Annotated in this window: 16 protein-coding genes and 1 tRNA gene; 11 read left to right on the top strand and 6 right to left on the bottom strand. The window is 69.5% G+C overall.

All coding sequences use genetic code 11. From position 1 onward, the window contains the following. Positions 1-103: 103 nt before the first annotated feature. The 3 genes from GGQ87_RS15610 to GGQ87_RS05705 all read right to left on the bottom strand — a co-directional run bounded on the left by GGQ87_RS15610 (position 104) and on the right by GGQ87_RS05705 (position 2435). Entirely contained in the window at positions 104-1270 is a 1167-nt protein-coding gene (locus tag GGQ87_RS15610) for an aspartyl/asparaginyl beta-hydroxylase domain-containing protein (RefSeq protein WP_168045712.1), read from the bottom strand. Positions 1271-1458: 188 nt separating this feature from the next. Beyond that, positions 1459-1533: transfer RNA gene (locus tag GGQ87_RS05710), tRNA-Gly, on the bottom strand. 119 nt (positions 1534-1652) lie between these two features. Next, positions 1653-2435 (bottom strand): SDR family NAD(P)-dependent oxidoreductase, encoded by a 783-nt coding sequence (locus GGQ87_RS05705; protein WP_168045711.1) that lies wholly within the window; start codon positions 2433-2435, stop codon positions 1653-1655. Positions 2436-2491: 56 nt separating this feature from the next. On the opposite strand from GGQ87_RS05705, the gene GGQ87_RS05700 reads away from it, so the two are divergent. Next, positions 2492-2896, top strand: a complete 405-nt coding sequence (locus tag GGQ87_RS05700; RefSeq protein WP_168045710.1) for a YkvA family protein — start codon at positions 2492-2494, stop codon at positions 2894-2896. On the opposite strand, the gene GGQ87_RS05695 is transcribed toward GGQ87_RS05700, so the two are convergent. Further along, the gene (locus tag GGQ87_RS05695) at positions 2893-3894 is read right to left on the bottom strand and encodes an NADPH:quinone oxidoreductase family protein (protein WP_168045709.1); all 1002 of its coding nucleotides are present in this window, start codon (positions 3892-3894) and stop codon (positions 2893-2895) included. The two genes, GGQ87_RS05700 and GGQ87_RS05695, sit on opposite strands and share 4 nt — an antisense overlap. Positions 3895-3999: 105 nt before the next feature. Here GGQ87_RS05695 and GGQ87_RS05690 point away from each other — a divergent pair, with 105 nt between their 5' ends. The 5 genes from GGQ87_RS05690 to GGQ87_RS05670 all read left to right on the top strand — a co-directional run bounded on the left by GGQ87_RS05690 (position 4000) and on the right by GGQ87_RS05670 (position 7083). Further along, complete coding sequence (locus tag GGQ87_RS05690; RefSeq protein ID WP_168045708.1) at positions 4000-4872, top strand: isoaspartyl peptidase/L-asparaginase family protein; 873 nt, start codon at positions 4000-4002, stop codon at positions 4870-4872. Between the two features lie 271 nt (positions 4873-5143). Next, positions 5144-5674: a hypothetical protein gene (locus tag GGQ87_RS05685; protein ID WP_168045707.1), complete on the top strand. Its 531-nt coding sequence runs from the start codon at positions 5144-5146 to the stop codon at positions 5672-5674. Positions 5675-5843: 169 nt separating this feature from the next. After that, on the top strand, positions 5844-6077 hold the full coding sequence (locus GGQ87_RS05680) for a hypothetical protein (RefSeq protein ID WP_168045706.1): 234 nt from the start codon (positions 5844-5846) through the stop codon (positions 6075-6077). Positions 6078-6301: 224 nt separating this feature from the next. Then, complete coding sequence (locus tag GGQ87_RS05675) at positions 6302-6535, top strand: hypothetical protein (protein ID WP_168045705.1); 234 nt, start codon at positions 6302-6304, stop codon at positions 6533-6535. Beyond that, the gene (locus GGQ87_RS05670; RefSeq protein WP_209282398.1) at positions 6520-7083 is read left to right on the top strand and encodes an arylesterase; all 564 of its coding nucleotides are present in this window, start codon (positions 6520-6522) and stop codon (positions 7081-7083) included. The genes GGQ87_RS05675 and GGQ87_RS05670 overlap by 16 nt, the downstream gene beginning before the upstream one ends. 92 nt (positions 7084-7175) lie before the next feature. On the opposite strand, the gene acnA is transcribed toward GGQ87_RS05670, so the two are convergent. Then, positions 7176-9893 carry an aconitate hydratase AcnA gene (gene acnA / locus GGQ87_RS05665; RefSeq protein ID WP_168045704.1) on the bottom strand — a complete coding sequence of 906 codons (2718 nt, stop codon included), beginning with the start codon at positions 9891-9893 and terminating at the stop codon, positions 7176-7178. A gap of 201 nt (positions 9894-10094) precedes the next feature. Here acnA and ccmA point away from each other — a divergent pair, with 201 nt between their 5' ends. Together ccmA and ccmB are read left to right on the top strand one after the other, a co-directional pair. After that, on the top strand, positions 10095-10694 hold the full coding sequence (ccmA, locus tag GGQ87_RS05660; protein WP_168045703.1) for a heme ABC exporter ATP-binding protein CcmA: 600 nt from the start codon (positions 10095-10097) through the stop codon (positions 10692-10694). Then, positions 10691-11356, top strand: a complete 666-nt coding sequence (gene ccmB / locus GGQ87_RS05655; RefSeq protein WP_168045702.1) for a heme exporter protein CcmB — start codon at positions 10691-10693, stop codon at positions 11354-11356. Before ccmA ends, ccmB begins: the two co-directional genes overlap by 4 nt. A 1-nt stretch (position 11357) precedes the next feature. On the opposite strand, the gene GGQ87_RS05650 is transcribed toward ccmB, so the two are convergent. Next, positions 11358-11582 carry an alkylphosphonate utilization protein gene (locus tag GGQ87_RS05650; RefSeq protein WP_168045701.1) on the bottom strand — a complete coding sequence of 75 codons (225 nt, stop codon included), beginning with the start codon at positions 11580-11582 and terminating at the stop codon, positions 11358-11360. 92 nt (positions 11583-11674) lie between these two features. On the opposite strand from GGQ87_RS05650, the gene ccmC reads away from it, so the two are divergent. The 3 genes from ccmC to GGQ87_RS05635 are packed head-to-tail and all read left to right on the top strand — an operon-like array spanning position 11675 to position 13146. Beyond that, positions 11675-12397 carry a heme ABC transporter permease CcmC gene (gene ccmC, locus GGQ87_RS05645; RefSeq protein WP_168045700.1) on the top strand — a complete coding sequence of 241 codons (723 nt, stop codon included), beginning with the start codon at positions 11675-11677 and terminating at the stop codon, positions 12395-12397. 2 nt (positions 12398-12399) lie between these two features. Beyond that, positions 12400-12549, top strand: a complete 150-nt coding sequence (ccmD, locus tag GGQ87_RS05640) for a heme exporter protein CcmD (RefSeq protein WP_168045699.1) — start codon at positions 12400-12402, stop codon at positions 12547-12549. Positions 12550-12552: 3 nt separating this feature from the next. After that, the gene (locus GGQ87_RS05635; RefSeq protein WP_168045698.1) at positions 12553-13146 is read left to right on the top strand and encodes a DsbE family thiol:disulfide interchange protein; all 594 of its coding nucleotides are present in this window, start codon (positions 12553-12555) and stop codon (positions 13144-13146) included. Positions 13147-13159 lie beyond the last annotated feature (13 nt).

The raw sequence follows: 13159 nt of genomic DNA, 5'->3' as shown, positions 1-13159 counted from the left end.
CCGCAGGCCTGAAACGACCTGCCGCTGACCCACCATCCATCGCCCAGCCTCCCGATCCCGCCTGACGGTGCTCGATTTGGCGTGCCCGATCAATCCGCGATGGTCAGTCCCACACCGCCGCCTGCGGCGAATAGGCATCGAGGGTTTCCAAGAGGGTGGCGACCAGCAGCCGCTCCTCCTTGCTCAACTCCGGACGCCAGATGTCGAAGATGAGCACCACCCGTGTGCGGTCGCTGCCGTTCTTCGCCTCATGCTCGATGGTATCGTCGAAGGCCCAGCATTCGCCGCGCACCCACGACCGGGTCTCGTTGCCGACACGGAAATGGCAGTCCGGCGGCACAATCAGAGGCAGGTGACAGGTCAGGCGGGTGTTGACGAAGCCGGTGTGCGGCTGGATGTGCGCCCCCGCCTTCAGCTGGGAGAACATGATCTGCGGCGAGCGGCCCTTAACCTGGCAGAGGGGTGCGTCACTCAGCGCCGCCATCGTCTGCGGACAGCGCTCCGCATTGGCCGTCTCCCGCCCGTCCTTCGACAGGAAGCAGCTGCTCCAATCCATGCTGTCGATCAGCGGATAGTCCGGCCGGCTCGGCAGGTTCGGATCGGTCTTCAGGTAGGGCGAGAAAGCCGCCTGATCCTCAAGCACGGCGTTCAGCTCCGCCGTCATCGCCTCCGTCGCAGCCTCGACCGCGTCCATCCACGGAAACTGGGCGCGTGGGTAAAACTGGATGTTGGGCAGTTCGGGATAATAGAATGCCTGTGGCTGCTGCAGGTACGGCTGCTTGCGCCCGGTCAGGATGTCGAGGGCGTGGGTGAAGCGGCGGTCCGATGCGCCCGCGGAATAGCCGGCCTGCTCCAGCTCCTCGTCGATCAGGGTCATCATGCCGGCGGCGACGCGCTTCTGCGCCGCGCGGGCCCGGGCGAGACCTTCCGCCAGATCGGGCGGCAGCGAGGGCCGCTCGCCGCCCAGCAGGACGAAGGCGTTGTAATAGAAGCTGGCCTCGCGATTGGCCCCGCGGCCCGCCAGCACATCGGCCTTGGCCAGCACGCCCCTCAGGTTGCGGGGGTTCAGAACCAAGGCGCGGTCCGCCGCCGAATCCGCCGCCGCGGCGTCATCCAGCCGATGACAGACAGCGGCCAGCAGCGCCCAGGCGTCCGCGTCATCGGCTCCGGCCGCCGTCGCCTCCTCCAGCCGCGCCCGGGCGCCGGTCCAGTCGGCGACGCGGAACGCGGCGACGGCGGCTTCCAGCATGGCTCGGGTGGGCGCGGGCACGGACATGCCCGTTCGTAACGGTCACAGGCCGCCAAAAGCAAGAAAGCCCGGTCGCGAGGACCGGGCTTCCTGGATCGACTGGAGCGGGCGAAGAGATTCGAACTCTCGACCCCAACCTTGGCAAACTCACGCCGCCCGGCGGGGAATTGAAAAAGGCCCGATCGCGCGACCGGGCCTCTTCAATCGACTGGAGCGGGCGAAGAGATTCGAACTCTCGACCCCAACCTTGGCAAGGTTGTGCTCTACCACTGAGCTACGCCCGCACTTCAGTCGGAGGCGGGCGTATAGCGGGAAGGCCCGATCCATCGCAAGCCCCCACTCGCAAAATTCGGCGCTCAAGCAGCGAGCGACCGCGTCGCGAACGTTAGCGCCTACTTGGGCTTCAGCGCGGCGCCAGCCGGATGGCGCCGTCCAGCCGGATGCATTCGCCGTTGATGTAGACGTTGCGGGCCAGCTCCAGCACCAGGGAGGCGTAGTCGGCGGGCGTGCCGAGGCGGCTGGGGAAGGGGATGGCGGCGGCCAGCGCGTCCTGGATCTTCTGGTCCATGCCGGCCATCATCGGCGTCCACATGATGCCGGGCAGGATGGTGTTCACGCGAACGCCTTCCTGCGCCAGGTCGCGGGCGACCGGCAGGGTCATGGCGTAGACGCCGCCCTTGGACGCCGAATAGGCCGCCTGACCGATCTGACCGTCCTGCGCCGCAACCGAGGCGGTGTTGACGATCAGGCCGCGCTCGCCGTCCGCCATCGGCTCCAGCGTCACCATGCCTGCGGCCGACTGGGACAGGACGCGGAAGGTGCCGAACAGGTTGACCCTCACGGTGCGTTCGAAGGTCGCCATGTCGTGGGCGCGGATTTCGCCCGTGTCCTTCTTGCGGCTGACGGTCTTCTGACCGCTGGCGATGCCGGCGCAGTTGACGGTGAGGCGCTCCTGACCGTGGGCGGCGCGGGCCTTGTCGAAGGCGGCGGCGACGCTGGCGTCGTCGGTCACGTCGACCTTGCAGAAGACACCCCCGATCTCGGCCGCGATGCGCTCGCCGGCCTCCTCGTTGAGGTCGAACAGGGCGACCCTGGCGCCCGTCGCTGCGATGGCGCGCGCCGTGCCTTCGCCCAGCCCCGAGGCGCCGCCCGTCACCACCGCCGCGATCGAACCGTCGAGTTTCATGGCCGGAGCCCCTATGTTTGTCGTGAACCTGAGAACGTCGCGGGGATTTAGCCGCCATGACCGCCAAAGCCAAACCCGTCACGCCCGAGGAGGCGCTGGACCCGTCGCGCGCCCTCGTGCCGTCCGTGCAGCGGGTCAACGAGGTGCGCGTCAGCAAGGGATTCTGGCCCAAGATCCGCCGCACGGCCTCGCGCATTCCCTTCGCCGGTCAGGCCCTCAGCGTCTGGTTCGCCGCCCGCGATCCCGAGACGCCGATGGCGGCCAAGGGGATCATGATGGGGGCGCTGGCCTATTTCGTCCTGCCGGTCGACGCCATTCCCGACATCTTCGCCGGCATCGGCTTCACCGACGACGCGGCGGTGATCGCGGCCCTGATCGCCACCCTGGGCGCCAACATCCGCAAGCGGCACAAGGAGCAGGCGGCGGAGGCCTTGCAGCGGCTGCGGCGCGACGACGCCTAGCTGTCGACCGTCACCACCACCTTGCCCATGACCGAACGGTCGCCGAGCGCCTTGATGGCCTCGTGGGCGCGTTCGAGTGGGAAGGTGCGGCTGATGCGCGGCTTGATCTTGCCCTCGCTCCAGAAGCGGAACAGGTCGGCCATGTTGGCGGCGTGGGCGGCCGGGTCGCGCATCACCGCCGCACCCCAGAAGACGCCGATGACCGAGACGGACTTCAGCAGGGTCAGATTCAGCGGCAGGGCCGGGATGCCGGCCGGGAAGCCGACCACCAGATAGCGGCCGTTCCAGTCCATGGCCCGGAGCGCCGGCTCGCAATAGTCGCCGCCCACCGCGTCATAGACGACGTCCGGCCCGTCGCGGCCCGACGCCAGCTTCAGCTCGCCTGACAGCTCCTTCTGGGCCGCCTTGTCCATCTTGCCCGACGGATAGATCAGGCCGTTGTCGGCGCCGGCTTCCAGCGCGAACTGGACCTTGTCGTTGGTCGAGGCGGCGGCGATGACGTGCGCGCCCATGGCCTTGCCCAGCTCGACCGCCGCCACGCCCACGCCGCCCGCGGCCCCGAGCACCAGCAGGCTTTCGCCGGCCTTGAGCTGCGCCCGGTCCTTCAGGGCGTAGTAGGAGGTGCCGTAGGTCATCGTCAGGGCCGCGGCGGTTTCGAAATCCATGCCGTCGGGGATCTTCATCACCGTGGCGGCGGGGACGGCCAGCCGTTCGACCATTCCGCCCCAGCCGGGCACGGCGATGACGCGGTCGCCCTTCATGACCCCCTTCACGCCCTCGCCGATCGCCTCGACAACGCCCGCGACCTCGCCACCGGGCGAGAAGGGCCGCTGCGGCTTGAACTGGTAACGGTCCTCGATGATCAGGGTGTCGGGGAAGTTGACGCCCACGGCCTTCACCTCGATCACCACCTCGCCCTTCATCGGACGGGGGTCGAGCACCTCCTCGACGACGAGCGATTCGGGGCCGCCGGGGGCCTTGGACAGGACTGCGCGCATCAAAACTTCTCTCGGCCGGGACCGCCGCCCCCGTGGCGCGCGTTCTCCAGTGACGCTAATCAGCCCCACGCGCCTTTGAAAGGCCGAACCGGAGACGAACCACGTATGACGGCCCTTATCCTTCACGGCGGCGCAGGCGCCCGTCGCGGCACGGACTACAGCCGCGAGGCCGCGCATATGCGCGAGGTCGTGGAGGCGATGAAGGCGCGGCTCGACGCAGGAGCCTCGGCCATGGAGGTCGTGGTCGAGGCCACGGTCATGCTCGAGGACTCGGGCCTCTATGTCGCCGGGCGCGGGGCCAGCCCCAATCTGGCCGGCGCTTATGAGCTGGACGCCAGCCTGATGGACGGGACGACGCGCGAGGCGGGGGCGGTGGCGGCGCTGCAGGGGTTCCGCAATCCGGTGCGGGTGGCGCGGGCGGTGATGCAGCACACGCCCCACGTCATGTTGGCCGGCGAGGGCGCGGCCCTCTTCGCGGCCGAGCAGGGCATGGAGGCCATCGGCGACGAGCCGGCCTGGTTCACCCATGCGGGGCAGAGCGACGACAACCACCCGCCCAAGGGCAAGCTGTCCCACGGCACCGTCGGCTGCTGCGTGCTCGACAGCCAGGGCCGGCTGGCGGCCGCAACCTCGACCGCGGGGGTGTTCGGCAAGATGCCCGGGCGGGTCGGCGACACGCCGCTGCCGGGCGCGGGCAGCTGGGCTGACGGACGGGTGGCGGTTTCCTCGACCGGCACCGGCGAATATTTCATCCGCGCCGTGGCCGCGGCGCAGGTGGCGTGGCGGGTGGAGGCGGGTCAGAGCCTCGCCGAGGCGGCGCAGGCAGTGATCGATGACGTCGGCGGCATGGGCGGCGACGGCGGCATGATCGCGCTGGACCGCGACGGCAACATCACCCATCCCTTCAACAGCCAGGGCATGAAGCGGGCCTGGCTGACCCCCACCGGCGAGATCGGCGTCGAGGTCTTCGGACGCTGAGACCCGGGAGGGTTTCATCCGGGTACAACCAGAAAATGGGGTCCGAAGAGTCCGTAGAGTCTGTTTTGCTCCCACCTCTGGAGCGGCCCGCCGACTGTTCCTCCCACGCCTTCAACAGCCCCTGTCATGGGCGAAGACTAACAGACCGGCCCGTCAGCATCGGTCGCATGGCCGCCCAGGTTACGGAGATTTCATCTCCAGCCGAACACGGTTCATCCACCGTTCACGGCGACGCTGGCCTAAGCGTCACGGGAACAAGAAGGGGCCTGTCATGAAACTCGCATTCGCCGCCGCGGCCGCCGCCGCCCTGATCGCCAGCGCCGCCTGCGCGCCTGTTGTGCAGGGCGGGCCGCCGATGGATCTGCCGCCGGGGTTGCAGGAAACCGCGCAGGTCGGCTCGATCACCATGTCCAGCGGCTGGCTGAACGCCGAGGAGGATTTCTCGGAGACCTTCTCCGAGGAAGTTCGCGAGGAGCTGTCCCGCTGCATGCACGGAACCGCGCCGATCGACGTCCGCATCCATGTCGAACGGCTGGAACGGGCGAGCCGGGCCGAAGCCCTGCTGACCGGCGAGGGCATGCACACCCTGCAGGGCACGGTCGAGTTCGTCGATCCGGGCCGGGACAATCTCGTCGTCGGCCGTTTCCCGATCAGCGTCGCAACCACCGCCGGCGGCCGTCTCGCCGGTCTGCTGGGCGACCGACAGATGATGGTGTCCGAGGAGTTCGGCCGCTCCGTCTGCGACCAGGCTTTCGGCCGCAATCCGCGGGACCCGGGCCCGCATAACGCAACGCGGGGGTAGCGCCGGCGGCGTCGGCCTGCAGGTCGCGCTACCAGTCCGGGAACGCTTCCGGCCCAGTTACATTTCAGTGGCGAACGCCCGCGACAGCGTTCCACCCCTTCGAGGCCCCGCCGCTCCCCCGGCGGGGCCTCTGCCCATGGAGCCAGCGCTCCGCATCCGGAGCCCGACCGTGACCCAGGACACCCGCTCGACCAAACTGCGATTTGCCCTCATGGCCGGCGGCGCCCTCGTGGCCTGCGGCGTGGTGGCGGCTGGTGTGCTGGCGGCCGATAGCGCGCGCCTGAGATACTCCGACGCTGACCGCGCGGCATCGACGGCCGCGGTCGCACAGATGGATGCGGCGCAGGCGCGCGCGAACCAGACCCGCGAGGCCGCGCAGAAGACGTCCTACAAGGGTTTCTGAGCGCATCGGCCTCGAGGTCGAAGCCGTGGGTGGCGCCGCTGTCGGCCCGTGCCAAGGCGCACCCGACTGCGGCCTCCCCCCGGTCGATGGCGGCCTGGCGTTGCGTTCAGCCGGAATGGCGCCGGGTCGCCGAAACTCCCCAAGCCAGCCACGCGGGTGCGGCCTTTTGCCGGGGAACCGGGGCGGCCGAGCGCCGTTTCGACCCGCCACGCGGAGAGTCTCGAGTGAGTGCCTATTATTGCATCGTGAACCTGCCCGGGGTCCCGGTTCGTGAGATCGCGGCGATCAACGCCGCCGACGACGCCGCCGCCCACACGCGGATGATCGACCTGTCGGCCGGCTGGGCGGGGTTCGAAACCATCGCCCTGTACGAGGGCGAGCGGCCGGTGTCGGTGCTGGCGAACCCGCGCTGGGGCTTTCCGCCTGAACCGCTGGAGCCGGGATGTCAGGCGGCGTGAACCCGATCCGGATCACCATGCTGGGAGACTCGCTGACGGCGGGATACGGCCTTCGCGCGAACGAGGCCCTGCCGGTCCGGCTTCAGGCGGAACTGGAGCGGCTGGGGCGACCGGCTGTCGTCACCAATGCGGGCGTGTCGGGGGACACCACCGCGGACGGCCTGCGCCGGGTCGACCGCCACGTCCCGGACGACACCCGGCTGTGTCTGGTGGCGCTCGGCGCCAACGACATGATGCAGATGGTCGCGACGGATCGCATCCGGTCCAATCTCGACGCGATCCTCGAGCATCTCGCCGCGCGGGGGGTACCGGCGATGATCTGCGGCATGCGAGCCCCGCCGTGGTTCGGCCTGTACGCGATCGCCTTCGACGGCGTCTTCGCCGACGTCGCGCGGCGGCATCAGGCGGCGCTGTATCCGTTTCTGCTGGACGGCATCGCCATGAACCCCGCCTATGCCCTCAGCGACCGCATCCATCCGAACGCCAAGGGGATCGAAGTCGTCGCCCGCCGGCTGGCTCCCCGGGTGGCCGAGGCCCTGAAGGACTAGGCCGCCGGTACTTCGAGGGGGGTGCGCTCGCTGAAAAGAAAAAGGGCCGGCGGATCGCTCCGCCGGCCCTTCTCTTGTTCAGGCTCCAGCGCCTACTCCGCCGCGACGGCTTCGGAGCCGCGGGCGAGGTTGCGCAGGACGTAGGGCATGACGCCGCCGGCCTTGAAGTAGTCCAGCTCGGTCTGGTTATCGATGCGGCAGCGGACCGGGAAACGGGCCATCTTACCGTCCGACGGACGGAACAGCTCGACCCACAGGTCCTGACGCGGACGCAGGCGGCCGACGTTGGCGTCGGACAGGCCGCGGATGGTGACGATCTCCTCGCCCGTGAGGCCCAGACGGCTCCAGCCTTCCGCCTTGAACTGCAGCGGCACGACGCCCATTCCGACCAGGTTGGAGCGGTGGATGCGCTCGTAGCTTTCGGCGATGACGGCGCGAACGCCCAGCAGACGGGTGCCCTTGGCCGCCCAGTCGCGCGACGAGCCGGTGCCGTATTCCTTGCCCGCGAACACGACCAGCGGCCGGCCCTCGGACTGGTAGCGCATGGCCGCGTCGTAGATCGACATCACGTCCTGCGACGGGAAGTGTTTGGTGACGCCGCCCTCGATCTCCGGGGTGATCTTGTTGCGGATGCGGATGTTGGCGAAGGTGCCGCGCATCATGACCTCATGGTTCCCGCGGCGGGCGCCGTAGGAGTTGAAGTCCAGGGCGTCGACGCCGTGGTTGGTCAGATAGGCGCCGGCGGGCGAGGTCTTCTTGATCGAACCGGCCGGGCTGATGTGGTCGGTGGTGATCGAGTCGCCGAAGATGGCGAGAACGCGGGCCTCGACGATGTCGGAGACCGGAGCCGGCTCCATCGACATGCCCTCGAAATAGGGCGGGTTCTGCACATAGGTGGAGGCGTCGTCCCAAGCGTAGGTCTGGCCGCCCTCGACCTTGATGCCCTGCCAGTGCTTGTCGCCCTTGAAGACGTCGGCGTAGCGTTTGGCGAACATGGCCGGGGTGACCGACTTCTTCTGGATGGCGGCGATCTCGGCCGAGGTCGGCCAGACGTCCTTGAGGAAGACGTCCTTGCCCTTCTTGTCCTGACCGATCGGATCCCTCGAGATGTCGATCCGCATCGAGCCGGCCAGCGCATAGGCGACGACCAGCGGCGGCGAGGCGAGATAGTTGGCCTGGACGTCGGGGTTCACCCGGCCCTCGAAATTGCGGTTGCCCGACAGCACGCTGGTGGCGACCAGACCGTTGTCGTTGATCGCCTTCGAGATGGTGTCCGACAGCGGGCCCGAGTTGCCGATGCAGGTGGTGCAGCCGTAGCCGACCAGGTTGAAGCCCAGGGCGTCGAGGTCGGTCTGCAGGCCGGCGGCGGTCAGATAGTCGGTGACGACCTGCGAGCCGGGAGCCAGCGAGGTCTTGACCCACGGCTTGACCTTGAGACCCAGCTTGTGGGCCTTGCGCGCCACCAGACCGGCGGCGATCAGCACCGACGGGTTGGAGGTGTTGGTGCAGGAGGTGATGGCGGCGATGACCACGTCGCCGTCGCCGAGGTCGAACTTCTCACCCTCGACCTTGACGCGCGGGGCGTCGGCCGGGCGGCTGAAGACCTCGGTCAAGGCGGTTTCGAAGGACGGAGCGGCGACGGTCAGCTCGACCTTGTCCTGCGGACGCTTGGGACCGGCCAGCGACGGCACGACCGTGGCCATGTCGAGATCCAGCACGTCGGTGAAGACCGGGTCTTCCGAGCTGTCGTCGATCCAGAGGCCCTGCGCCTTGGCATAGGCTTCGACCAGGGCGACGCGCGCCTTGTCGCGGCCCGTGGCGGTCAGATAGGCGATGGTCGCGTCCGACACGGGGAAGAAGCCGCAGGTGGCGCCGTATTCCGGCGCCATGTTGGCGATGGTAGCCTGATCCTCGATGGTCAGGCTGGTGACGCCGGGGCCGAAGAATTCGACGAACTTGCCGACCACGCCCTTCCTGCGCAGCATCTGGGTGACCGTCAGCACCAAGTCGGTGGCGGTCGCGCCTTCCGGCAGGGCGCCGGTCAGGCGGAAGCCGATGACTTCCGGGATCAGCATCGGGATGGGCTGGCCCAGCATGGCCGCCTCGGCCTCGATGCCGCCGACGCCCCAGCCGAGCACGGCCAGACCGTTGATCATGGTCGTGTGGCTGTCGGTGCCGACCACGGTGTCGGGATAGGCCAGCGTCGCCTTGCCCTCGGCCGCGGTCCAGACGGTCTGGGCGAGGTTCTCGAGGTTGACTTGGTGGCAGATGCCGGTGCCCGGGGGCACGACGCGGAAATTGTTGAAGGCCGACGAGCCCCAGCGCAGGAATTTATAGCGCTCGATGTTGCGCTCGTATTCGCGCTCGACGTTCTGGGTGAACGAGCCCGGCGTGCCGAAATGGTCGACCATGACCGAGTGGTCGATGACCAGATCGACCGGGTTCAGCGGGTTGATCTTGGAGGCGTCCGCGCCGAGGGCCGACATGGCGTCGCGCATGGCGGCGAGGTCGACAACGGCCGGAACGCCGGTGAAGTCCTGCATCAGCACGCGGGCCGGGCGGAAGGCGATCTCGTGCTCGACCGAGCCCTTGTTCTCGATCCAGGCCGCGACGGCCTTGAGGTCGGCCTCGCTGACCGAGACGCCGTCCTCGTTGCGCAGCAGGTTCTCCAGCAGCACCTTCATCGAGCGCGGCAAGCGGGAAATCCCGGTCAGGCCCGCTTCCTCGGCGGCCGGAAGGCTGTAATAGGCGTATTTCTTGCGCCCGACGGAGAGATCGCGCCGGGTGGAAAGGCTGTCGACTGACGGCATGGAGAGGCTTCCTCTGGTTCACGCCGCCCGACAATCCGGTTGCACGAACGCGCGACTGACGACGGGGCGCACAGGTCCCCGCCGCGCGCGGCGAACGCCTGCTGCGGCGAGGCGGGATATAGCGGTGGTTCCCGCGGGCGTCCATGTATCCACGACGCGGACGCGGGTATTGATAGGTGTTCGCAACTGGGGTGGGTGCGGATGATCGCCGTCGACGCCCTGACCCTGTCCCGCGGCGAGCGCGTGCTGTTCCGCGACCTGTCGCTGTCGCTGGCGGCGGGCGAGGCCGTGGCGCTGACGGGAGCGAACGGCGCGGGCAAGACCAGTCTGCTGCGGGCGGTGGCCGGCTTCATCCGCCCCGACGCCGGGAGCATCGCCTTCGCCGACGCCGATCCGGCGGAAGCAAGGGCGAAGCACATCCACTGGCTGGGGCATCTGGACGGGCTGAAGGGCGGCCGGCGCGCCCGCGAGGAGCTGGAATTTCAGGCCCGCTGGCTGGGCGCCGACGCGACGGGGATCGCCGCCGCCGTCGATGTGCTGGCGCTGGAGCCCTTGCTCGATCTGGAGGTGCGCCAGCTGTCGGCCGGACAGCGCCGCCGCCTCGCCTTCGCCCGGCTGATCGCGGTCCAGCGCCCTATCTGGCTGCTGGACGAGCCGTTCGCGCCGCTGGACGCCCGCTGGCGGGGGGCGCTCGGCCTGCTGATGCAGGCGCACATCGACAAGGGCGGGGCCATCCTCGCCGCCGTGCACGATCCCCTGCCGGTCGCCTCGCGCGCCGTCGACATCGGGGCCGGGCGGTGAGCGCCCTGACGATCCTGTGGCGACGCGAGCTGGCGCTGGCCTGGTCGGGCGGCGGCGGGCCGCTGCTGGCCTGCGGCTTTTTCCTGTGCCTGACGGTGCTCGTGCCGCTGGCGGCGGGCGGCGATCCGGCGGGACTGAGGCCGATGGCGGGCGGCGTCGCCTGGCTGGCGCTGGCCCTGTCCTCGACGCTGTCGCTGGAGCGGTTGTTCGAACGCGATCTCGAGGACGGCGCGCTGGACCTGATCGCCCTCGGCCCTGCCCCGCTCGAACTGGTGGTGATCGCCAAGGCCAAGGCCCAGTGGCTGGCGGTCGGCGTGCCGCTCGCGGTCACCGCGCCGGTCGCGGCCATCACCCTGGGCCTGCCGCCGGAGCAGGCGCCGCTGGTCGCCCTGTCCGCCCTGATCGGCGCCCTCGGCTTCGCCCTGACCGGCGCGCTGGGGGCGGCGCTGGCGCTGGGATCGAAGCGGGGCGGCCTGCTGATCGCGGTCGTGGTCCTGCCGCTGTTCATCCCGCCGGTGGTGTTCGGCGCGGGGGCGCTGGAGCGGGCGGTGAACGGCCTGTCGCCTCTGCCGGCGCTGGCCTTCCTGACCGCCTATGTCCTGTTCGCCGCTGTTGTCACGCCCTTCGCCGGAGCGGCGGCGATCCGGAATGCGCAGGGATGACCTAGGCCTTCTTGACGAACTCGGTGCGCAGGACGAGGCCGCGGACCTTTTCGACATTGGCCTCGATCTCGTCGGTGTCGCCGGTCAGGCGGATGTTCTTGACGAGCATGCCGCGCTTCAGCGTCACCCCGCCGGAGCCCTTGACCTTGAGATCCTTTATCAGGGTCACGCTGTCGCCGTCGGCGAGGACATTACCGTTCGAGTCCCTGGTTACGTCGTCGGTCATCGCCTTCTCCTGATCAGCGCGACGCTCTAGCACACGCCTTCCCCCACGCCTCAAGTAGCGCGGCGGGCGATAGCCCTCTAAAGAGCGCTCCGATGTTCGGCCTCGCCAATCCCGACCGCTTCCTGCGCTTCACCCGACCGCTCATGCCGGTGGTCTGGGGGCTGTCCATCGTGCTGCTGGCGGTGGCGACCTGGCTCGCCTTCACAGCGCCCGAGGACTACCAGCAGGGCGACACGGTGCGGATCATGTTCGTGCATGTGCCGGCCGCCAGCCTTGGGCTGATCGCCTATGGGGCGCTGGGCGTGTCCAGCTTCTTCGCCCTCGTCTTCCGCCATCCGCTGGCGGACGCCGCCGCCCGCGCCGCCGCCCTGCCCGGCGCCGCCTTCACCGCCCTGGCCCTGATCACCGGAAGCCTTTGGGGCAAGCCGATGTGGGGCGCCTGGTGGGCCTGGGGCGATGCGCGGCTGATGTCGGTGCTGGTGCTGTTCCTGTTCTACGTCGCCTACCTCGCCCTGCGCGCCTCGATCGAGGACGAGACCAAGGCCGTGCGCGCCGCCGCCGTGCTGGGTCTGGTGGGGCTGGTGAACCTGCCCATCGTCAAATTCTCGGTCGACTGGTGGAACACCCTGCATCAGCCCGCCTCGCTGATCCGCGCCGACGGCCCGGCCATGCCGGCGGTGTTCCTCGCCCCGCTGCTGACGATGATGGCGGCCTATGGCCTGCTGTTTCTCGCCGTCTGGCTGACCGCCATCCGTACCGAGATCGTGCGCCGCCGGGTGCTGTCGATCCGCGCCCGCCGGGCTCTGGAGGCCTGAGCATGATCGATCTGGACATGAGCCCCTACGCCGCCTTCGTCTGGCCCGCCTGGGCGATCAGCGCCGTGGTGCTGGCGGGTCTGGCCGTGCGCGCCGTCGCCGCCTCGCGCCGCTGGTCTGCCGAGCTCAAGCGGCTGGACGCGGAGGACTGAGCCGTGAACCGCTGGCTTGCCGTCATTCCGCTGGTCGCCCTTGTGGCGCTGATCGCCTTCGCCGCCGTGCGGCTGGGCGACTTCACCGGGCGGTCGCTGGCCGAGAACCGCAGCAGCGAATACCGGCCCGACGCCCTGATCGGCCAGTCAGTTCCCGAGACGGTCCTGCCCATGCTGACCGGCGCGGCCGCCGGACCGGGCGTGCTGGACCTCAAGACCGCCGGCGTCGGCAAGCCGATGCTGATCAATGTCTTCGCCAGCTGGTGCGCGCCCTGCCGCCTCGAACACCCGCAGCTGATGGCGCTCAAGGCCCGCGGCGTCGCCGTCGTCGGCGTGGCGTGGAAGGACGACCCCGCAAAGACCCGCGCCTTCCTCGACGAACTGGGCGACCCCTATTCCATGGTGCTGGTCGACCGCGAGGGGCGCGCCGGGCTCGATCTCGGCATCACCGGCGCGCCTGAGACCTTCGCTGTCGACGCCATGGGCAGGGTGGTGGCCAAGTCGTCCTCGCCGCTGATGGACCCGGCCGAGATCGACCGGCTGGTCGCCGCCATCCAGGCCCCGCCGCGCCCGCTGCCGACCGCCACCCGGCGCTGACGGGCCGCCGGCT

This window comes from Brevundimonas alba (genome assembly GCF_011927945.1).
Lineage (GTDB): Bacteria > Pseudomonadota > Alphaproteobacteria > Caulobacterales > Caulobacteraceae > Brevundimonas > Brevundimonas alba.
The sequence above is the reverse complement of the archived record's forward strand: the minus strand, read 5'-3'. Positions and strand labels throughout refer to the sequence as shown.

Bases quoted from the DNA above. Each gene is read 5' to 3' on its own strand.
- GGQ87_RS05705 (WP_168045711.1), bottom strand. From the start codon at position 2,435: ATGAAACTCGACGGTTCGATCGCGGCGGTGGTGACGGGCGGCGCCTCG.
- GGQ87_RS05700 (WP_168045710.1), top strand. From the start codon at position 2,492: ATGACCGCCAAAGCCAAACCCGTCACGCCCGAGGAGGCGCTGGACCCG.
- GGQ87_RS05695 (WP_168045709.1), bottom strand. From the start codon at position 3,894: ATGCGCGCAGTCCTGTCCAAGGCCCCCGGCGGCCCCGAATCGCTCGTC.
- GGQ87_RS05690 (WP_168045708.1), top strand. From the start codon at position 4,000: ATGACGGCCCTTATCCTTCACGGCGGCGCAGGCGCCCGTCGCGGCACG.
- GGQ87_RS05685 (WP_168045707.1), top strand. From the start codon at position 5,144: ATGAAACTCGCATTCGCCGCCGCGGCCGCCGCCGCCCTGATCGCCAGC.
- GGQ87_RS05670 (WP_209282398.1), top strand. From the start codon at position 6,520: ATGTCAGGCGGCGTGAACCCGATCCGGATCACCATGCTGGGAGACTCG.
- acnA (WP_168045704.1), bottom strand. From the start codon at position 9,893: ATGCCGTCAGTCGACAGCCTTTCCACCCGGCGCGATCTCTCCGTCGGG.
- ccmA (WP_168045703.1), top strand. From the start codon at position 10,095: ATGATCGCCGTCGACGCCCTGACCCTGTCCCGCGGCGAGCGCGTGCTG.
- GGQ87_RS05650 (WP_168045701.1), bottom strand. From the start codon at position 11,582: ATGACCGACGACGTAACCAGGGACTCGAACGGTAATGTCCTCGCCGAC.
- ccmC (WP_168045700.1), top strand. From the start codon at position 11,675: ATGTTCGGCCTCGCCAATCCCGACCGCTTCCTGCGCTTCACCCGACCG.
- ccmD (WP_168045699.1), top strand. From the start codon at position 12,400: ATGATCGATCTGGACATGAGCCCCTACGCCGCCTTCGTCTGGCCCGCC.